This window comes from Methanoregula sp. (assembly GCA_041645435.1).
In the GTDB taxonomy this organism is placed as follows: Archaea; Halobacteriota; Methanomicrobia; order Methanomicrobiales; family Methanospirillaceae; genus Methanoregula.
This window is the reverse complement of record JBAZQB010000003.1, coordinates 146,966-165,771: the sequence shown is the minus strand read 5'-3', so window position 1 is coordinate 165,771 and position 18,806 is coordinate 146,966. Positions and strand designations below refer to the sequence as shown.

At 47.5% G+C, this 18,806-nt stretch carries 21 protein-coding genes and 1 pseudogene; 17 read left to right on the top strand and 5 right to left on the bottom strand.

What is annotated here, in order from left to right; genetic code table 11:
* Window positions 1-335: 335 nt before the first annotated feature.
* A complete protein-coding gene (locus tag WC593_07525) occupies window positions 336-1,565 on the bottom strand; it encodes a PIN domain-containing protein (protein MFA4824995.1) in 1,230 nt (409 codons plus the stop codon).
* Between the two features lie 215 nt (window positions 1,566-1,780).
* Window positions 1,781-1,975: a hypothetical protein gene (locus WC593_07520; GenBank protein MFA4824994.1), complete on the bottom strand. Its 195-nt coding sequence runs from the start codon at window positions 1,973-1,975 to the stop codon at window positions 1,781-1,783.
* A 367-nt stretch (window positions 1,976-2,342) separates the two neighbouring features.
* On the opposite strand from WC593_07520, the gene WC593_07515 reads away from it, so the two are divergent.
* The 8 genes and pseudogenes from WC593_07515 (at window position 2,343) to WC593_07480 (ending at window position 11,363) form a co-directional block, all read left to right on the top strand.
* Complete coding sequence (locus WC593_07515) at window positions 2,343-2,819, top strand: 50S ribosomal protein L11 (protein MFA4824993.1); 477 nt, start codon at window positions 2,343-2,345, stop codon at window positions 2,817-2,819.
* 58 nt (window positions 2,820-2,877) lie between these two features.
* Complete coding sequence (locus WC593_07510) at window positions 2,878-3,522, top strand: 50S ribosomal protein L1 (protein MFA4824992.1); 645 nt, start codon at window positions 2,878-2,880, stop codon at window positions 3,520-3,522.
* Window positions 3,522-4,370: a 50S ribosomal protein L10 gene (locus WC593_07505; GenBank protein MFA4824991.1), complete on the top strand. Its 849-nt coding sequence runs from the start codon at window positions 3,522-3,524 to the stop codon at window positions 4,368-4,370. The genes WC593_07510 and WC593_07505 overlap by 1 nt, the downstream gene beginning before the upstream one ends.
* A gap of 27 nt (window positions 4,371-4,397) precedes the next feature.
* Window positions 4,398-4,706 (top strand): 50S ribosomal protein P1, encoded by a 309-nt coding sequence (rpl12p, locus tag WC593_07500; protein ID MFA4824990.1) that lies wholly within the window; start codon window positions 4,398-4,400, stop codon window positions 4,704-4,706.
* A 324-nt stretch (window positions 4,707-5,030) separates the two neighbouring features.
* Window positions 5,031-5,330, top strand: coding sequence for a nucleotidyltransferase family protein (locus tag WC593_07495; protein ID MFA4824989.1), 300 nt, complete (start codon window positions 5,031-5,033; stop codon window positions 5,328-5,330).
* 26 nt (window positions 5,331-5,356) lie between these two features.
* Window positions 5,357-5,656 (top strand): annotated as a pseudogene (locus WC593_07490) (HepT-like ribonuclease domain-containing protein).
* 309 nt (window positions 5,657-5,965) lie between these two features.
* Window positions 5,966-10,024 (top strand): PAS domain S-box protein, encoded by a 4,059-nt coding sequence (locus WC593_07485; protein ID MFA4824988.1) that lies wholly within the window; start codon window positions 5,966-5,968, stop codon window positions 10,022-10,024.
* A 10-nt stretch (window positions 10,025-10,034) separates the two neighbouring features.
* Window positions 10,035-11,363: a response regulator gene (locus WC593_07480; GenBank protein ID MFA4824987.1), complete on the top strand. Its 1,329-nt coding sequence runs from the start codon at window positions 10,035-10,037 to the stop codon at window positions 11,361-11,363.
* Window positions 11,364-11,563: 200 nt separating this feature from the next.
* Here WC593_07480 and WC593_07475 read toward each other — a convergent pair whose 3' ends face one another.
* Both WC593_07475 and WC593_07470 read right to left on the bottom strand, forming a co-directional pair.
* Window positions 11,564-12,448, bottom strand: coding sequence for a hypothetical protein (locus WC593_07475; protein MFA4824986.1), 885 nt, complete (start codon window positions 12,446-12,448; stop codon window positions 11,564-11,566).
* Complete coding sequence (locus tag WC593_07470; protein ID MFA4824985.1) at window positions 12,445-12,624, bottom strand: hypothetical protein; 180 nt, start codon at window positions 12,622-12,624, stop codon at window positions 12,445-12,447. The genes WC593_07475 and WC593_07470 overlap by 4 nt, the downstream gene beginning before the upstream one ends.
* 424 nt (window positions 12,625-13,048) lie before the next feature.
* On the opposite strand from WC593_07470, the gene WC593_07465 reads away from it, so the two are divergent.
* Window positions 13,049-13,327: an Hsp20/alpha crystallin family protein gene (locus WC593_07465; protein ID MFA4824984.1), complete on the top strand. Its 279-nt coding sequence runs from the start codon at window positions 13,049-13,051 to the stop codon at window positions 13,325-13,327.
* 201 nt (window positions 13,328-13,528) lie between these two features.
* Here the strand turns inward: WC593_07465 and WC593_07460 are convergent, their stop codons facing one another.
* Entirely contained in the window at window positions 13,529-13,846 is a 318-nt protein-coding gene (locus tag WC593_07460; GenBank protein ID MFA4824983.1) for a hypothetical protein, read from the bottom strand.
* A 645-nt stretch (window positions 13,847-14,491) separates the two neighbouring features.
* On the opposite strand from WC593_07460, the gene WC593_07455 reads away from it, so the two are divergent.
* From WC593_07455 to WC593_07420, 8 genes are all read left to right on the top strand, one after another.
* Window positions 14,492-15,109: a superoxide dismutase gene (locus WC593_07455; protein MFA4824982.1), complete on the top strand. Its 618-nt coding sequence runs from the start codon at window positions 14,492-14,494 to the stop codon at window positions 15,107-15,109.
* A gap of 52 nt (window positions 15,110-15,161) precedes the next feature.
* A complete protein-coding gene (locus tag WC593_07450) occupies window positions 15,162-15,527 on the top strand; it encodes a Rubrerythrin (protein MFA4824981.1) in 366 nt (121 codons plus the stop codon).
* A gap of 12 nt (window positions 15,528-15,539) precedes the next feature.
* Complete coding sequence (locus WC593_07445) at window positions 15,540-16,328, top strand: family 1 encapsulin nanocompartment shell protein (protein ID MFA4824980.1); 789 nt, start codon at window positions 15,540-15,542, stop codon at window positions 16,326-16,328.
* A gap of 39 nt (window positions 16,329-16,367) precedes the next feature.
* On the top strand, window positions 16,368-16,718 hold the full coding sequence (locus WC593_07440) for a hypothetical protein (GenBank protein MFA4824979.1): 351 nt from the start codon (window positions 16,368-16,370) through the stop codon (window positions 16,716-16,718).
* A 24-nt stretch (window positions 16,719-16,742) separates the two neighbouring features.
* On the top strand, window positions 16,743-16,982 hold the full coding sequence (locus WC593_07435; GenBank protein MFA4824978.1) for a winged helix-turn-helix transcriptional regulator: 240 nt from the start codon (window positions 16,743-16,745) through the stop codon (window positions 16,980-16,982).
* Window positions 16,983-17,101: 119 nt separating this feature from the next.
* The gene (locus WC593_07430; GenBank protein ID MFA4824977.1) at window positions 17,102-17,326 is read left to right on the top strand and encodes a ferredoxin; all 225 of its coding nucleotides are present in this window, start codon (window positions 17,102-17,104) and stop codon (window positions 17,324-17,326) included.
* A 357-nt stretch (window positions 17,327-17,683) separates the two neighbouring features.
* A complete protein-coding gene (locus WC593_07425; protein MFA4824976.1) occupies window positions 17,684-18,355 on the top strand; it encodes a lactate utilization protein in 672 nt (223 codons plus the stop codon).
* 127 nt (window positions 18,356-18,482) lie between these two features.
* Window positions 18,483-18,719 carry a hypothetical protein gene (locus WC593_07420; GenBank protein ID MFA4824975.1) on the top strand — a complete coding sequence of 79 codons (237 nt, stop codon included), beginning with the start codon at window positions 18,483-18,485 and terminating at the stop codon, window positions 18,717-18,719.
* Window positions 18,720-18,806 lie beyond the last annotated feature (87 nt).

Genomic DNA, 18,806 nt, shown 5'->3' with positions numbered 1-18,806 from the left:
CCCATCCCCGTTATTATTTAAGATTGGGCTATGGGACGAGTGTCTGACTCTGCTCACTGGATAGAGGTGAGAAGACTGCAGTTATATGGTCCGCTTACCTCCGGATTGGAGGGTCGGGCGGTGTACTTTGCATGGCGGGCCGTGAGCATGACTATTATTGGCGAGTTGGCCCGCTCGCTGGTTGGGGGTCGCCCGGCCAACTCGTAATGGCCTCGCAGGGCGAGGGGAAATGTATTTCCTTGGTAAATATCCTTTATTGAAAAGAAAATCTTTAACGTTTGATGGGTGAAAAGTTGTTGGAATAATTCGATTATTCCACGTTGAAAAAAATATTTTTACCTCAAGATCGTGTAAATGAGTGTGTCCGGATCAACCTCACGGCCGATTAAATTTTCAAGAATTTCCGCGATTATTATGTTTATCCGGGGTTCTATACTAAAAAAAGTAAAGTCAGGACTTTGGTAATCTATAATATAATCATCTAATATTAGATAATTTTCTGATCCAATTTCAATCTCTTGTATATCGCCATCTTCAAACGAAATTTCAAATGAATTGATATCATAAAAGTATCCCTCTTCATGAAAATCTAAAAAAACTGTGATTTCAAAGATATTGGGTAATAAAGAATAGTTAAATGTAATTTTACTTGTATCAACTTTGAAATTTAAACTTTTCAATAAATCTATTGTTCTTTTCTCGATTTCTTTTTTCCAATTCTCCTTGTTTAACTGATATGGAATTATTATCGGTGACAGATCAGTGGGAAAAGGATTTGCAATTATTTTTTCAATTTTTACTTTGTCAATCTTTTCGATGTATTCGATAAAAATATTTAAAATCTCAATCCCTTTCGACTCTTGAAGTGTAAATTGCAAGAATTCTTGATTTTCTGATGCACATATTTGAAAGTTTTTCGATTCTCTAGAAATAATTTTTATATCTGTTCCAAATATCGCTTTAAACTCTTTAAGTGTATTATCTGATTTGAAGTCGCGTGAATTATTTGTGAAAAGGAAGATATGATCATTTTTAGAAATATTTTGGGTTTTTAAATAATTTATTAAAGAATACCAGATTAATGCATCTTTAAAACCATCAATTTCTTTATTATCGAATGGCTTTTCTTTTGTGTATGCTTTATTTTTAATTCGCTCAAAAAATTCTGCGGGGCAATCTGATGTAATTAATATTGAATTACTTTTGAGATAGTCATTACCAGCACGTTCAATTTTTTTTTCAAGATTTTTTTGGTTTTTTTCTAATTCTTTAATCGTTATATCCGTTTTAAAAAAATCTTTTTTCTGTAATAACTTTAACTTCTTTATAATTTCATCCATCTCTTTGTAGAGTAGATCATATTTTTGTTTGTATCTTTCACGAACAACCGTATATGGTAAAATGAGAAGAATCTCCGTTGATTCAATCCTTTCTGAGAAAAAATTACGTAAAATTATTATTTGATTGAGGAAGTTCGATCGAAAAATGTTATAATCCATCTCTTTAGAATATACTAAATTTGTGTCGATAAAAACGAATATTCTTTTTTTCGTTTTTTCGTCCATATGGGATATTGTATTTTAAGATATAATTCATTTTACATGCAACTTTGAAAAAAAATTATCTTTAGGATTCGTGTTCTTTTATGATTTTAGATACTCACTGATAACAAACGAAAATTAGACGGAACACTAACAGCAAAAACACAAGATTCTTATCTTTATCTAATTTAATTGGCAGCGTGGAAATCCCTGATGATCGGGCCAAGTTGATAATTGACTCAATAGAAGAGACGAACTCCGCAGGAGATATTTTTTTTTAAAACAGTTATCGATTTTTTAAAGTGGACTACGACTTTTACCTTTGCAGCTATAGTATGGGTCACTACCAACTTCAACAATGTTGGTGCAATGAAATTTTTTTTAGGATTGTCTCTAATTTCCCTAATATTTTCGATAATTGCTTCAATTATCACAATTTATTCTATTGTTTTCCGTTTTGGCAAAACTTGGGATCTCAACCAATTTTTACTCGATGCATTCGTGAATCAATATTCGGACGAAAAGGCCGAAGAGAAGAAAAAAGCAACAATACAAATTAAGCCATCTTGGTATTGGAAGATTCTTCCAATGGGTCCTCATCAATTCAATAATGCAATTTTAATCCATCTGTCGTTGTTACTACTCGGTTTGATTTTGTACGCTATTGCAATAATCTTTTAGATGCCCTCACTATCATAAAAAATTCCCCCTCCACCCAAGATCACCTTTATGTCATTTGCCATCAATATTTACAGACCCAAGCTTGGAGCCCTATATTAGGGACGGCATGGTGCAAAGACTATGGCAGATGTGGTCGAGGTTTTAGTACCCGGCGGAAAGGCAACCGCAGGTCCCCCATTAGGACCTTCGCTCGGACCACTCGGTATCAACGTGAAAGCTGTTGTCGATGAGATCAACGCAAAGACCGCCTCATTCAATGGAATGCAGGTCCCGGTCACCGTTACCGTTGACGACAAAAAGAAATTCACGATCACCGTGGGTATTCCCCCGGTGTCGGCACTCATCAAGAAAGAGGCCAATATCGAGAAAGGATCCGCAGAGCCCAACGTCAAAGTGGTAGGCAATCTACCATTCGAGGCCGCTGTCAGAATTGCCAACATGAAAATTGAAAACATGCTCGCCTACGAGCTGAAGACTGCCGTAAAGGAAGTCATCGGCACGTGTGTCAGCATGGGTGTCAACGTTGACGGCAAGCGCCCGAAAGACGTTCTCGCTGAAATTTCTCAAGGCAAGTATGACAGCGTTCTCGTGAAGTAACATGAGAAAACCATAGGAGATCGAATCAGGTTCGGTCGCAGAACTATGGAGGAATCTGATGGTTGATAGGGCCAAAATTTTGGAAGCCGTAAATGCGGCGATTGAAAAAGCGCCAGAGCGTAAGTTCTCTGAGAGCATCGATATTACCATCAATCTCAAGAATATCGATATGGCGCAGCCGAAAAATCGTATCGACGAGACGATTATGCTCCCCCACGGCACGGGTCAGCAGATAAAAATCTGTGTCATCGGGAAAGGAGACATCGTCACGCAGGCTAAGGAAGCCAAGGTTGATCTGATTATCGGCCCTGAGGAAGTTGAACGGCTCGGCGGTCAGCCCCGCGAAGCACGGAGAGTTGCCAGTACATACCGGTACTTCCTTGCAGAGATGGGTGTCATGGCCGGTGTCGGCCGGTACTTAGGTCCCCGGCTCGGTCCGCGGGGCAGAATGCCGCTGCCGATTCCTGCACAGCAGGATATCCGTCCGATCGTCGAACGTCTCCGGAACTCGGTAAAAATCCGAACCAAGGACAAGACGGTCTTCTCTTCAAAGGTCGGTACAACGGCAATGAAGCCGGAACAGGTCGCCGAGAATATTGAAACGATCGTAAAAAGGATCGAGTCTGTTCTTGAACAGGGTCCGTTAAACGTTCGTTCCATCTTTGTCAAGACCACGATGGGTCCCGCAGTGAGGCTGGAATAATGGCGTTGTATACCCACCACCTGCCCACCTGGAAAAAGGACGAAGTCGCAGAGATTAAGAAGAACGCAAAACAGTTCGCCTTAATCGGGCTCGTGGACATGTACGGTATCCCGGCACAGCAGGTGCAGCAGATCCGCAGGAACCTGCGGGGAAAAGCTGTCATCAAAGTGACGAGGAACACGCTGATCAAGCACGCGTTTGAGGAGATTGGCGGCGACGTCAAGAACCTCTCGAAGTACATCTCCGGTCACTCGGCGATCATCTTCACCAACGACAACCCGTTCAAGCTTTATAAAGCGCTGGAAAAGACCAAGACCAAGATGGCGGCAAAAGCCGGTGAGAAAGCACCGGAGGATATCGTCATCGAGAAGGGTCCGACCAGTTTCAAGCCGGGCCCGATTGTCGGGGAACTCCAGCAGGCAGGCATACCCGCAGCGATTGAAGGCGGCAAAGTCAAGATAAGAGAGACCAAGACCGTTGTCAAGAAAGGCGGAGTCATTTCGCCAAAACTTGCCGTGGTACTGGCCAAGCTTGACATCAAGCCGATGGACGTAGGACTTGCACTGCAGGTCGCGTACCATGAAGGCGGAATCTTTGAGCCGTCCGTCCTTGCAGTGGATGAGACCGTAATTCTCGGACAGATCCAGCTCGCAGCCGCACAGGCGTTCAACCTGTCGGTTAATGCAGCGATCCCAACCAAAGACTCGATGGAAGCCATCCTGACCAAGGCGGTCCGGGAAGCCCGCGGTCTTGCGGTTGAGGCAGCGATCTACGAGAAAGACGTTATCGATGCGATAATTGGTAAAGCGTACAGAGAAAGCCAGGCAGTCAACGGCCTGGTAAAATAATATTTGAGATATTTGAGGTAGTTTAAGATGGAGTATATCTATGCAGCACTTCTCCTGCACAAAGCAGGCAAGAAAGTCGATGAGAATGGCGTAAAGGCAGTCCTTACTGCCGCCGGTGTAGCAGCAAATGAATCACGGATCAAGGCACTCGTTGCAGCGCTCGATGGCGTGAACATTGAAGAGGCAATCTCCAAGGCAGCAGTCGCCCCGGTTGCCGCAGCAGCAGCACCCGCAGCAGCAGGCCACGCAGCACCAGCCAAGGAAGAGCACAAGGAAGAGGACAAGAAGCAGGAAGAAGAGAGCGGTATGGCAGGGCTCGGTGCCCTGTTCGGCTAATCTCTTTTTTTTCTTCTCCCGTTCGTTGATTAGTGTATTGCTGTTTTCATTCTGATTGCATTCAGAATTTCCGGATCAGTGTCTCATCCTATGACTCAGCCCCGCGCTCATTGATAGTATCGTTTAACCTGTTCTGGTGTCATCGCTATCGGGGGAGCCCACGCGGCGGGGGTGGAGCCCCCGGGAGCGACAAACTCACCCCCTCTCCGGGAGTAAGTCCGTAAAGACCCCGCCAAGTTCCGCAGGATTAGTCCCGTTCCGCTCCTCCCAAAGAATCCCCGGTCAGGTTTTTTTATGTAATTGGACGTTCAATCCCTGTATGCTATGCCTGAGCCGGACATCTACCATCTCGTTGCCCAGAAAAAGCAGGAGATCGCCGAGCTTGCGGCACGCTACGGGGCATCGCACATCCGTATTTTCGGATCGGTTGCCCGCCACACTGCGGATGAGAGCAGCGATATTGATTTTCTTGTCGAACTTGAACCGGGACGGACCTTGTTTGATCTGGGCGGCTTATCGTATGATCTTGAGCAGCTTCTTGGAAAACACGTGGATGTCTGCACGGTCAATCTGCTCCGGGATCAGGTACGGAACCGGATTCTTGCGGAGGCGATTCCTCTTTGAGGGACGATACATTGCGTTTTTCTGATATGGCAGAGGCCATCAGCCACATTGAGAAATATGCGGCTCAGGGAAAAGGAGCGTTTGAGAGCAGTGAACTGATTCAGGTGTGGATCGTGCACCCCCTCCAGATTCTTGGAGAAGCAGCCCGCGGGATTTCAGAAGAAACCCGGAAGAATAATCCCCTGATACCCTGAAGCAAGATTATCGGGTTCCGGAATATTCTTGTGCATCACTATTTTGCCATTGATCCCTCAGAAATCTGGCGGATTGTTGTTGTGGATATTCCTCCCCTGAAAAAAGATATCGGGCGGATTTTGGAAAAATAATTTCATTAAGGGTTTATGTGCCCGCTTCCGGGGTTCTTGCTATTCGGGGGCGCCCACCCTTTTGGGGCGGAGCCCCCGGGAGCATCAAATCCGGAGCTCGACGTTGTTAATGCTGTTATAACCGAATGGGATCTGCGAAGAGTGGGATACTGTATGGGATGAGCCATGTCCTTTGTCATCACTGATGTAAATCCCTGCTACATGCCATCAAAAATTATGTTCTCATTTTTTGAGACATAGGCAAATCTTTAAATGATGCTACTGGGTTTTTATGTTTATATATACTGTAACTGCTTTTAGGATGATTTGATGAATCGGCCATCACCTTTCACTACCGCTTTTTTACCTGAAAATGTAGCGGAAGAACATTTATTTAAAAAAATTACCTTCACCTTCGGACTTCTTGCAATCCTTTCCGGTGTAACCGGCATTATGGGGAATATTTCGGGAGTCATTCTTATAAGCAGTGTCTGCCCGGGCTGCAAGACAATGGCCCTGAGTGCAGCTCTCATATGGATTTTTTTTGGAGCTATTCTTGTATACATCTCTTCAGGAAAGGTGCTGGGCCGGACGGTATCTCTGTTTTTAAGAGCTGCACTGGTGGTCATTGCAGGTACAACATTTTTAGAAATTATTTCGGGACTCTACGGGGGACATTTTATTATAGAATCCTGGTTTATTGCGGCCGGGTCGGTAATTTTCGGACCCCTGTCATCACCTTTATCTCCTGTCGCAGCCGGGTTCATCGTTATTGCAGCGGTCGGATTGTTTTTTTATGGCGATCCATTCTTTTTGTCTTCACAAAACCGCAGGGCACGGGAAATTACGGTCGTAGCGGGGATTATTATCACCCTGGTCTCTCTCACCCTGATCCTGAGTTATTTCTATGGAAATCCGTTTTTCTATGGGACGCCGGTAATTCCGATCGCAGCTATTTCTGCGATTGCAGCATTTTGTATCGGGGCCGGGCTGATTGCTGCTGCCGGGCCGGCAACCGTTCCGGTCTGCTATTTCAGGGGAAATTCCACCCAGGCCATGCTGCTCCGGAACTTCGTTACGTTAACCGTCGCTGTCACTCTTTGTGAAAACATATTTTTTTATATCATATCGTCATGGTACCATTTTTCCGATGCGGTTACCCTCTCGGTAAGCATCGTCATTTTTATTATCGCAACTGCTCTCATTGTCGCAAGAATATCCGGACAGATCGGGCACCGGCTTGATACCGCAGAACAGGCACTTGTTCACCAAAATGAAGAGCTCAGCGAACTCAACGAGGAACTCCAGTCCGCAGAAGAAGAATTGCGGCAGAATGTAGATGATCTCACAAAAACAGAACTGGCGCTGCGGGAAAGCGAGGAGCGCCTGATCTGGCATATCGACAATTCACCCCTGGCGGTGATAACGTTCGATTCACAGTTCCGCATTACCGTCTGGTCCGATGAAGCAACCCGCATGTTTGGCTGGACAAAAGAAGAGATCGTGGGAAAAATCCTGGGTGAATTCCGCTGGGTTTACGATGATGACATAGACCGGGTCACGGCCATTTCCTCTGATATGATGAGCGGGAAGAGCCCGCGAAACATGCACAGCAACCGCAATTACCGTAAAGACGGTTCGGTTATTTACTGTGAATGGTACAATTCTGCACTCCGCGATAAAGACGGGAACCTCATCTCCATCCATTCCCAGGTGCTCGATGTAACGGCCCGCAAAAAAACTGAGGATGCGCTCAGGGAGAGAGATTGGTTCCTCAGGGAAACAGAGAAAAATGCGAAGCTTGGCGGGTGGATGGCAAACCCGCATACCGATTACCTCAAGTGGACTGATGGGATTTACGACATCGTAGAAGCTCCTCGCAATTCCTCGCCGGGTTTTTCAGAGGGATTAAAATATTTTGCAGAGGAAGACCGGCTACTCGTCAGGAATAAACTGGAGACGTGCCTTTCCACCGGTGATCCCTTTACCCTTGAGCTTCCCATTACAACCGGGACTGGATTGAAGGTCTGGACGGAATTACGGGGATTAATGCCCGTAACAGAGGGAACCCGTTCCTTTGTTACCGGTACGTTCCAGAATATCACTGAACGCAGGCAGATTGAAGAAAAACTGAAACAAGAGTCCGGCAAATTAAACATTCTTGCAGATGCTGCCCGCAGGCTCCTGGGGGCTGAGAAACCCGAACAGGTAGTCCTGACCGTGGGTGAGCGGGTGATGCAGCACCTCTCCTGCCAGACATTTTTCAATTATATTATCGAGGAGGGAAGACCCCAGCTGCACCTGAATGCATATGCCGGCATTACCCGGGAAGATGCACGCCGGCTTGAATACCTGGATCTCGGTGACGGTGTCTGTGGCCGGGTCGCCCGCGATGGCGAACGAATTGTTTCCTTTGACATCCCCTCTCATGAACCTGAAGGAACTTTTCCGATCCATTCATTTGGTACAACCGGATATGCGTGTTATCCGATCGTCTACCAGGGTCGCACTCTCGGGACACTCCTGTTTGGTACCAGCGAACGGCCGCATTTTACCTATGATGAACTTGAGCTGATGCAGGCAGTCACGGATCTTGTGGCAACCGCAATGGCGCGGAAAAAGATAGAAGAAACCCTGCGTGGCACGAGCCAGTATCTCGAAAACCTGATCGATTATGCCAATGCCCCGATCATTGTCTGGGACCCGGAATTCAGGATCCTGCGGTTCAACCACGCATTTGAATTCCTGACCGGAATGACTGCCGACACCGTGCAAAAAAAACCCCTCGATATCCTCTTTCCTGAAAAAACCCGGCATGAAACAATGGAGCTGATAAAGAAGACAAGCCGCGGTGAACAGTGGGACTCGGTAGAGATCCCCATCCGGCATGTTTCCGGCGCGATAAAAATCGTTCTCTGGAATTCAGCCAATATCTATGATGCGGCTGGTGTCACGATCACCTCTACCATTGCCCAGGGAAATGATATTACGGAGCGCAAACGTGCGGAAGAAACATCCATAAAAACCGCTTCACTCCTTAATGCGGCTCTCGATTCCACTGCTGATGGTATCCTGGTGGTCGATAACAGCGGAAACATTACCAGTTACAACAAGACCTTTTGTGAAATCTGGGGAATCCCGGTACACCGGCTCGATTCCGCCGGAGAGAAGACCGCTCTTGCCTACATGACCCCCCTGATTGCAGACTCACGGGAGTTTGTTGCCCGGTTAAAGGACTTCTATTCTCACCCGGAACGGGAGAGCTACGATATCGTCAGCCTCACCGATGGCCGGATCTTCGAGCGGTATTCCAAACCCCAGAAAATTAACGAAACTATTGTCGGCAGGGTCTGGAGTTACCGCGATATCACCGAGCGCCGGCAGGCAGAAGAAGCCTTACGGGAGAGTCTTGAAAAATTCCGGATTATTGCCACCAATACCCCGGATCATATCCTGGTGCAGGATATGAACCTCCGGTATATCCAGGTAATAAATCCCCAACTTGGCCTGACCGTGCAGGAAATGATCGGAAAAACCGATTACGAGGTATTATCCAAAGAAGATGCGGATGTCCTGACAAAGATCAAGAAACATGTAGTGGAAAGTGGTACAGCAGTGCACCAGGAAATCCCATTGGTCAATGCACGCGGCGAGAAAAACTACTTTGCCGGATCCTATGTGCCGAAACGGAACGCTGCCGGCGAGATTGACGGACTTATCGGTTATTTCAGGAATGTAACCGAGTCAAAACTGGCAAATGAAAAGATCACTGCCGCACTGGCGGAAAAAGAGATCCTGATCCGGGAAATCCACCACCGGGTCAAAAACAATCTCCAGATAATTTCAAGTCTCCTCTATATGACGAGGACGAGGACGCAGGATCCGGCCGTAAACAGCATATTGACTGACATGATGATGAAGATCAAGACCATGGCCCAGATCCATACGCGGTTGTATGAGAGTAAGCAATTCGATAAGATCAATATGAGCAGTCATATCCGGGACCAGGTGACCGATCTCTCAAATATCTACAGGAAGTCCGGCCCGGAGATCACCTGCACCGTGGAAGCAGAGGATCTTTTTCTTCCGGTTGACCAGGCAATTCCCTGCGCACTGGTGATAAACGAAGCCCTGTCGAACGCATTCAAACATGCGTTTAAAGGACGTGAGCGCGGGACTATTCTGATCACTTTATCGCTGGATGGAGAGAATGTCAATATATCCGTTGAGGATGATGGTGTCGGTATTCCCGTCGATGTGGATACCCGGCTGTCTACGAGCCTGGGACTGAAACTGATCAGGAGCCTGGTATTGCAACTGGAGGGGACGGTGAAAATCGAAAGTACCATGCATGGTTCTACCGTGAACGTGTGCTTTCCGATAAGATAGAGGAGAACAAATGTCGAAGATTCTTGTAGTAGACGATGAAGCGATCATTTCCATGCAGCTGGGGGAGCTGCTGGAAACAATGGGATATACGGTCGTGGGATTGGCAGCATCCGGTGAGGATGCGATCGAGAAGGCCCGGCAGCTTACACCTGACCTGATCCTGATGGATATCGTTATGCCTAAAAGACTCAACGGTATCGAAGCGGCACAGGTTATTATCAGCGAACTGGATATTCCGGTAGTTTTTGTCACGTCGTACGCGGATGATGCGATTATCGAGAAAGCCAAGCAGGTCCGGCCGTACGGGTATATTGTTAAACCCTTCAATGAACTGGAAATAAAAGCTGCCATCGAAGTTGCCCTCTTCCGTAAAGACGCAGAACGGGAGATGAACCGGATGGCAGAGGCAGCCAAGGCAAAAACATCTCCCGGTAGTGTGGAAAAGCCGGAAACTGATTTCATTGACCAGCCTGAAGTAAAAATGATTCTCCTGAAAGATATTTTTTCAGATATTGTCCTCTTCCTGTATGTAGATCCGTCTGTAAAAGATCCGATATTCAAATCCGCCCTTGAAGCCGGGATAAAAAAAGGAGGGCGGAATTTCTTTGCATATCACCAGTCCGTCCTGAATAAATTTTTTTTAAAGGAGGTTCAGAATGGTGAGCTGTTCACCCGGCGCATAAAAAAAGGGGAACTGTTTTTCCTCCCTCGTATTCTTGAGAAATGTACATCCACCTTAACCCCCGGGGATCCTTCTGCCAGTCTCCAGATCCTTTTTGATTTTTCTGACATGGAAGAATTTGCCGATATCATCGCCGTAAAAAAACTGATTTGTGTAAAAAAGGAAGCCGGAATTCCCATCACCGGGATTATCGCCCTGAACATTGCAGATCTCGATCACGACCACATCAGGCTTCTGTCAGAAGGCATAACAAAGATCATCATATCTACCGGCAAGGACACGAACCTTTCCTTTGACCACCCCACGTTCCCGGCAGAATCTTTAACCATTGTTCCCCAGGCAACGGTTGAAGATGTGGTGAAAAAACTCCTCGAACCGGTGATACTGTCTATGCTTGAAAAACCGATATCCGGATATGATATCGTTCATGAGATCCATAGCCGGTACAAGGTTCTCATTTCCCAGGCCCGGATATATACGTTCCTTTATGATCTCGAGAATAAGGGATACTTAGAAATTAAGATGTCGGGCAAGTCAAAATTATACAATCCTACTAAAACCGGTAAAAAATATATCCGGCAGCGGATGAACGAATTCAGGATTGTATTCCATCTCATCCTCGGGGATGAATCTGCTGGTCCGGAAAAGAAAGTATGATTTTTAAGGATTCCACCGGTGACGCCCAGCGGGTTTTGGCATTGTCAAAATCCAGCAGTTCACCGCGAATCGCGTATTTTCACGGGGATACCCCGGGTGATCCCCGCCCGCAAAGATAAATCCCTGCTCCTATCTGTCGTCACATCATTTTTTATTGCGGTTTTAAAACAGATCAGAAAAATGGGAATTTCCTTTTCGCATCAGTACCCGCTGCTATAGCCAGTACTCGCGGATTTTGTTGGAACGACTGTTACCGGGACAGTGGTAACCGGGACTGTTGTTACCACCGGTGTGATACCGGATACATTTGCCACATACCACACGTTGTTGAATCCCTGCCCGTTCACATCGCCCGGCTTTGTATCCCCGGCATAGTAATAGAGTGGCATGCCCATCCAGGCTGTCTGGTTCACTCCATCTGCCCGGGATATGGCACTGAAACCTGACGGTTTCAGGACGGACGGGGCAGTCACCGTACTAGTACTGAAGGCCGGCCATTTTGCAAGGCAGCTACCGGTGCAGGTACTGGTACCGGCGGAATCCTTTGTAAAGACGTAGAGCGTCTTTCCTGACGTGCCGGTAAGATACTGGCCGAGTGCAGGACTTTGGGTAATCAGAACACTCTCATCGGGATTCATCACAAACCAGACATTCAAGACATTCTCACCGTTCACATCTCCCGGTTTTGTATCGGCCTGGTAATAATAGAGCGGCCAGCCATAGTAGGTGGTCTGTTTTGTCCCGTCGGCACGCGTGATGGTTCCAAAATCCGCCGGGTCGAGTGGCGATGATACCCGGATGGTATCAGCCGAAAAGATCGGCCAGACGGTTGCACATTTACCCGAACAGGAGCTTGCGCCGCTTGCAGGAATGTCTTTGGCAAAGTAGTAGAGGGTCTGTCCCCTGGCATCCGTGAGGATGGTACCCAGCGGGCTGGTTGAAACCCTGATAGTATCAGTCTGCACCGGAGTCAGTACCGGGGATGACGGAGGAGTCTGTACTTGTTGTTGCGGTTGTGCACATCCGGCAATGAGCAGTGTCACGGTCATTGCAAGCATAAGGAAAAGTAACGTTATATTTTTCATAGTTTCACCTTGGTAAACTGCCTGCACTTCCCCGAGCGGGCATAATAATCCTTTGGACTATTCTCATTTTTGGACACTGGCTGGATGGTATACCCCCAGGACAAATCCGGTGCTCCGGACAAGAACACATAGTCTTTTTTGATTACGATCATGAAATCAGCGAGGGGCGGTTTCATTGCATGCACCGGTTACCGGCCGTGTATCGATCACGGATTGTATTCCAATCCATGAAACAATCCCTGTCAGACGAGAATAACTATATCAGCAGATTCCTGTAATGTAGAATCGGTAGGGGCGCTTGAGCACTTACTTAAGGGGGTGAAATATAAACGTTGGAAGAAATCTGTCAGAATTCCCGTTACTCCGGAGAAAATATCCGATATACGGGTTTTGACAAAAATTCATGTCCCCAAGAGAAAAGCAATGCCTCAACCAGCACAAAATATGATCGAGTCAGTAATGTATGGCCAGGTAAAATATCCTGTAACGGTGGAAGTGTTCACCAGCAAACTTCCAACCCGGGCCCGGGATATCTGGCAATTTTTAAAACTCCGGTGATAACCCGGGCATTTTTCACTCTGTCAGCATGGAGGGAATCATATGGGTGAAAGAACCAAAAAGAAAAACGGGGAAAAAACCATTATCAGCCCGCCAACCGGTATATCTCAAAGCGGAAGATCGATGATAATCATAATCCATCTTCACGGCATTCCCGAAGAGAATATCAGGATTGATCTGGAAAAAAAACAGCTGATAATATCCGCGTCAAAACCAGATGCGATGGTCATGCGGAAAATTTCAGTTCCTGAAGGTTCACGGATCAGTAAAAAAAGATTTCGTGACGGAATCCTGGAAGTTATCCTTGAAAGGCCCCTGTAAAACATCCTTGGATCTTAAAAAAGCGTGGAATTGTTCAATTCCGGTGCAATCCCCCGTATCATCCGGAAATCCTGACGGTCAGGATGACGGCAACTACAGACCTAAAACCCTCGTTCTGGATTTTCTTTATGAAAACAGATCCTTTGACAGATAAGGGAATAAAAAGAAGGAGAGGTCGTTGCCTCATATATTCCTTATAAGTTACGGTACGAACTTTATACCGGTGTAGACTGAGCCCAGGTAATCCTCGCTGACGATTCCTGCACCGAGATGTTCTTCAACAACGATACGGAACTCTTTTTCAAGGACAATCTTCGGAAATTCGTGGGTCTGGCGCAGGAATGCCCGGACCCATTCATTCCATAACAGCATACACTGGACGCTGCAGATCTTGTTCTGGAGCACATGGTGCGACAAAAATTCTTTAAAGATCCTAAGCTCTTGCATCTCTTCGGGACTGATTTCTATCCCGCTGAGCAGGAATTGCTCCCCGAAACCCGTGGTACTTGCTCTGTCCATTAAATCCGGTGAGAGCCCGTCATGTGCATTTACGTGTCTAATCGATGTCTTTGGGTAATTCCTGGTGGTGATACTGTTAACCATGGTTTGTGCAGTTGTAGACATAAAAATTCACCATAATCCCTGTGAAGCGGGGGTTTATAGCAGATGTCCTGAAATCCAGATTCAGAAACTTTTTTTGAAACAACAAGGGAAATTTCAGCGGAAGAAAAACGGCCCCTCATCAATGAGTGGCTGGAGAACACCCCGGAAAAAATTACCTTCCATCCCGGCAGGTAACCTGATCAATCCCGATAATCCTTGCAAGCAGGCTGCAGACCAGGCAGAATTTTTTACGGGCGGGAAATAATCCGGACCCCCTAAACAACACAGGTGCCCGGGTAGGGAAATCTGATAACCAATTGACCGACGAAAAAAGAGTATCGAACCTTACGCGGTCCGGAACAACAACCTGCTCTGGTTAATACAATTTTCCCATGGTGACGGCGGGATCGTGCCTGTTTTTTTATTACCTTTGACCATGTCTCAATTTTAGTCTTACAATTTGACATTGAGGAAAAACCCTATACCTTTCTGTAGTCGATGCCATCCAAAGTGGGGAACTGTCCGAGCCGGCAGCTCCCTCGTTTCCGGAGGATCAGAATCATGGACGAAAACAGGTTTTATTCTCTCCCAAAACTGCCGTACGAATACTCTGCCCTTGCCCCTCATATCTCTGAAGAGCAGCTCAAGCTGCATCACCAGAAACACCACCAGGCGTATGTCAACGGCGCCAACAGCATATTTGAAAAACTGGACAAAGCACGCAGGGAAAATACCGACCCCGACATGAAGGCGACCCTTAAGGAACTGTCGTTTTTCATCGGCGGTTTCAGGCTCCACAACAAGTTCTGGGAAAACCTGGCTCCCGCGGGAAAGGGAGGCGGCGGGATCCCAAAGGGGGATCTGGCAAAAGCTGTCAATAGCGAGTTTTCCACATATGAACGGTTCAAAAAAGAGTTTACCCAGGCAGCAACGAGTGCCGAGGGTTCCGGGTGGGCTGTCCTGACATTCTGCCGGAAAACCGGGCGGCTGCTTATTCTGCAGATAGAAAAACACAACACGAACGTGCCCCCCGGTTTCGATATGTTGATGGTTCTTGACGTCTGGGAGCATGCCTACTATCTTGATTACCGGAACGACCGGGCAAAATTTGTCGATACGTTCTGGAACATCGTGAACTGGGATGTAGTTGAACAACGCTTCAGCTCGCTGAAAAAATAAAGCATTGCCCACCCAGGATCTCCTGAACTAACTAAAAAGGAACGTGAAAAATATGCCGGAATTTGTCAACCCGTTCAGCGGAATGATACCGAAACGCACACTGACTGAGGGAGAACTGGTCCGGGCTCTGCGCCTTGACCTGGCAGCCGAACATGAGGCTGTCCATACGTACCTTGCCCACGCCGATGCTACGGATAACCCCCTTGCAAAAGCGGTACTGATCGATATCGCGAACGAAGAGCGTGTGCATGTCGGGGAATTTGCCCGCCTCATCTCCATCCTTACCGGAGATGAAGACGGGTATCTTAAAAAGGGAACCCTCGAAGTCGATGCCATGGCTGCATCACTGGCCCCCCCGGAACAAAGCCCCCCGCAAACCGTGGGTGAAACTACCATTGGATCCTTAAAAAAATCCTAGGAGATGAAAAAAATGGAAAAAACCTACCTGGGACGTGAAGACGCCCCTCTCAGCGCTGAGACCTGGAAACTGCTCGATACTACCATGGTAGAAGCTGCAAAAAGCCAGCTTTCAGGACGACGCCTGCTCAGTATCGATGGTCCGTTCGGTTTCGGGCTCAAGGTCATACCCCTCAGCGACTACGAGACCCCCGATGGGATCACAACCAGCACATTCATCCCGGTGAACCTGATAACCACCTCATTCTTCTTGAACAAGCGGGATCTTGCCGCGGGCGAACGGGACCGGCTGGCCCTGGATGCAGGCCCGGCTGCCGGTGCCGCGATAACATGTGCGGAAAAAGAAGATGATATTATCTTTAACGGGATCCTGAATACCCCGGGGCTCCTCAATGCTGAAGGTGCTGGTTCGCTTGCCCTGACAAAATGGGACAAGGTTGGTACAGCTGCTGACCAGATCATCAATGCAGTGACCCTGCTGGATGATGCCGGTTTCCACGGTCCCTACTCTATGGCCCTTGCTCCAGCCCAGTACAATCTCCTCCTGCGCCGGTACCCGCAGGGTAATGGCACCGAACTCGATCACATCCGGACAATACTTGCCGGGGATGTCATCAAGGCTGCGGTCCTTAAAAAAGGCGGAGTCCTGCTCGCTTCCGGCCGCCAGTATTGTTCCCTTGTACTCGGGCAGGATATGAGCATCGGTTACAACGGACCGTATGAAGACTCGCTTGAATTCAGTATTTCTGAGAGTCTTGCGCTCATGATTCGCACACCGGAGTCTATCTGCGTACTTACGTGATACAGTAAAAATCGTATTCATTGGTAGAAGGTGAGACCTTTGAGAGAACAAACACAGGAACTGGTAAAAAAATTCGAGCAGGATTATGAAATTTATCTCGATGCAACAGATGCCTTGACATACTGGATCATTCACGCAAGGATTCCAAAACACAAAGAGGAAGGGCTTCATCACTTACACATCGGGAAAAAATATGTGTCCGGGCCCAACCAGGATGGATATGTCCTGATCATGCCTGATGCCGAAAGATCCGATGCTTACCTTGTGGAATCCTGGGGAAAGATGGAATCGGTCGACGATTTTGTGAAAAAAGCGCTCTCCCGTATTCTTTCAGAAAAGGATGCGATTGATCCAGGACAGGAAAGCTGCTGCGGGACCAGCAGCGGCTAAGGTAATCGCGCCAGGAAAATAATTATGGTTTTATTACCCCCGTCTCAAAAAAACGTGCTCGAGATCCTTTGTACAGAAGGTGCAATGACCCATAAGGATCTCGTGAGTAAATCTGCCTCTTCCCCAAGAACCGTACGGTACGCCTTAAAAAAACTCAAGGAAAAACACCTCCTCATCGAGAAGATGAACATGCATGATATGCGCCAGATTATTTACCAGTACCGTTTGATCCCGGAAAAGCACAGCGGGTTGGCAGACTGTTGAACAATACACTTGTGAACTATTGTTTAACCCCGGAAGAATCGTGGCCAGCGGACAACCGGCATACACAACGGTTCAGTCCGCTGCCTTCACGATATTTCCCACCCATCGCCTGAGGAAACATGAAAGTTGTAATTGACAGGAATGGATGCGTAAGCTGTGGAACCTGCTGGGATACCTGCCCGGCATTCTTTGAACAGAACGCGGATGACTCATTCAGCCAGGTTATTGAAAAATTCCGGCTGGGAAATAATCCTGCAGAAGGATCCGCTTCAGCAGATCAGGCTGCATGCGTAACAGAGGCTGCGGATCTCTGTCCTGCGCAGGTTATCACTATTGGAGAATGATGGATGATTTTGCACGGCGGAATATGATCTTCTTGTAATCGGAAGCGGGGCTGCCGGAGCTACCGCTGCAACCACCGCCGTTCACCAGGGGGCATCACGCGTGGCGAATATGGAGCGTGGCCCCCTCTTTGGGCACCTGCGTGAATACCGGATGCATCTCATCATCTGCCTGTTCACAATATGGCGGATATGTACCACCTATTCCCGACCCCCGGAGAGGCAATCCCGGTATGTGCCCGCCAGTTCCGGATTCCCGATCGGTGCTGAGGTAAATTTAATTCATGGTATTTTCTTTTTCCGGAATTTGGCTATACTTTTATTATCTTAGATTCGGATGACTACATCATCGGAGTACCTATGACCAAAGTAACCCCGTACAGTGCGGTAAACCTCTATCCGGAAGTAATCACAGACCCGGATACCTGGAACCGGTTCCCTACGCCGGATATTGTCGAGTTGACTATCAAAGCTGTCGAAAAACGCGGCATAACGGTGATTCCGGCGGCTGACGGCGATGAGGCAATGTCGGTTATCAAACGGCTCATTCCCCGCAATGGCGAAGTGATGGCCGGTTCCTCAACGACCCTCATCGAGATAGGATTTGAGGAGTATATTGCCGGTGGAAAGAGCGGATGGAAACTCATGCATACCGTAATCAATGCGGAGAATGATGCGGCAAAGCGGGCAGATCTGCGCAGAAAATCTGTTACTGCCGATTATTTTATCTCGAGTGCAAATGCCATTGCCCAGACCGGGGAGATTGTCGGATGTGATGCGAGCGGGAGCCGTGTCGGTGCATGGCCGTTTGCGGCCGGGCATCTCATCCTTGTGGTGGGTATAAACAAGATCGTCCCCACGCTTGAAGATGCACTGAACAGGGTAAGAAAGTACGTCTACCCCTTAGAGAATGTCCGGGCACATAAGGTGTACGATACCCCAAGTACGATCGGAAAATGTGTGATTATTTCCCATGAGAAAAATGTTGGACGCATCACCCTGATCCTGGTAAAGGAGTCGCTCGGGTATTAGGGTGGTGTTTTTACCGGAATTCTCCTCCTTTTTTCTGGAGTGATCGGGTACTGAGTTTCAAATTTTGTCTTAAAATCTGTTTTTTAACAAAGTTGTTTTTATATATGCCATATATAGTCCGGACCCGGTGAAGATTATTTTCAGATTTGGGACCCCGGAGCACGTTACTGCAGAAGAAATGAGCATGGATTATGGCACCGGAGGTTATCCCCTGGGAAAATGGAACCGGGATGCCCGGTTCCAGCGGCGCGATGCCCGATTTGGAAAGATATGCCCTGCCCATGCGTGTGGCAGCTGTACGGCAGACGATTGTTTTTACGCGGATTTTATCCGGAATCACTGGAAACATCCCCACGGAGACTAATAAGTGAACGGGAAGATGAAAAACCGGCTTTGGAACAGGAACACGCGAAGATAAAAGATCCGGTCACGGTTGTCGATGAGAGGAAGG

Bases quoted from the DNA above. Each gene is read 5' to 3' on its own strand.
- WC593_07525 (MFA4824995.1), bottom strand. From the start codon at position 1,565: ATGGACGAAAAAACGAAAAAAAGAATATTCGTTTTTATCGACACAAAT.
- WC593_07515 (MFA4824993.1), top strand. From the start codon at position 2,343: ATGGCAGATGTGGTCGAGGTTTTAGTACCCGGCGGAAAGGCAACCGCA.
- WC593_07510 (MFA4824992.1), top strand. From the start codon at position 2,878: ATGGTTGATAGGGCCAAAATTTTGGAAGCCGTAAATGCGGCGATTGAA.
- WC593_07505 (MFA4824991.1), top strand. From the start codon at position 3,522: ATGGCGTTGTATACCCACCACCTGCCCACCTGGAAAAAGGACGAAGTC.
- rpl12p (MFA4824990.1), top strand. From the start codon at position 4,398: ATGGAGTATATCTATGCAGCACTTCTCCTGCACAAAGCAGGCAAGAAA.
- WC593_07495 (MFA4824989.1), top strand. From the start codon at position 5,031: ATGCCTGAGCCGGACATCTACCATCTCGTTGCCCAGAAAAAGCAGGAG.
- WC593_07485 (MFA4824988.1), top strand. From the start codon at position 5,966: ATGAATCGGCCATCACCTTTCACTACCGCTTTTTTACCTGAAAATGTA.
- WC593_07480 (MFA4824987.1), top strand. From the start codon at position 10,035: ATGTCGAAGATTCTTGTAGTAGACGATGAAGCGATCATTTCCATGCAG.
- WC593_07475 (MFA4824986.1), bottom strand. From the start codon at position 12,448: ATGAAAAATATAACGTTACTTTTCCTTATGCTTGCAATGACCGTGACA.
- WC593_07470 (MFA4824985.1), bottom strand. From the start codon at position 12,624: ATGAAACCGCCCCTCGCTGATTTCATGATCGTAATCAAAAAAGACTAT.
- WC593_07465 (MFA4824984.1), top strand. From the start codon at position 13,049: ATGGGTGAAAGAACCAAAAAGAAAAACGGGGAAAAAACCATTATCAGC.
- WC593_07460 (MFA4824983.1), bottom strand. From the start codon at position 13,846: ATGGACAGAGCAAGTACCACGGGTTTCGGGGAGCAATTCCTGCTCAGC.
- WC593_07455 (MFA4824982.1), top strand. From the start codon at position 14,492: ATGGACGAAAACAGGTTTTATTCTCTCCCAAAACTGCCGTACGAATAC.
- WC593_07450 (MFA4824981.1), top strand. From the start codon at position 15,162: ATGCCGGAATTTGTCAACCCGTTCAGCGGAATGATACCGAAACGCACA.
- WC593_07445 (MFA4824980.1), top strand. From the start codon at position 15,540: ATGGAAAAAACCTACCTGGGACGTGAAGACGCCCCTCTCAGCGCTGAG.
- WC593_07435 (MFA4824978.1), top strand. From the start codon at position 16,743: ATGGTTTTATTACCCCCGTCTCAAAAAAACGTGCTCGAGATCCTTTGT.
- WC593_07430 (MFA4824977.1), top strand. From the start codon at position 17,102: ATGAAAGTTGTAATTGACAGGAATGGATGCGTAAGCTGTGGAACCTGC.
- WC593_07425 (MFA4824976.1), top strand. From the start codon at position 17,684: ATGACCAAAGTAACCCCGTACAGTGCGGTAAACCTCTATCCGGAAGTA.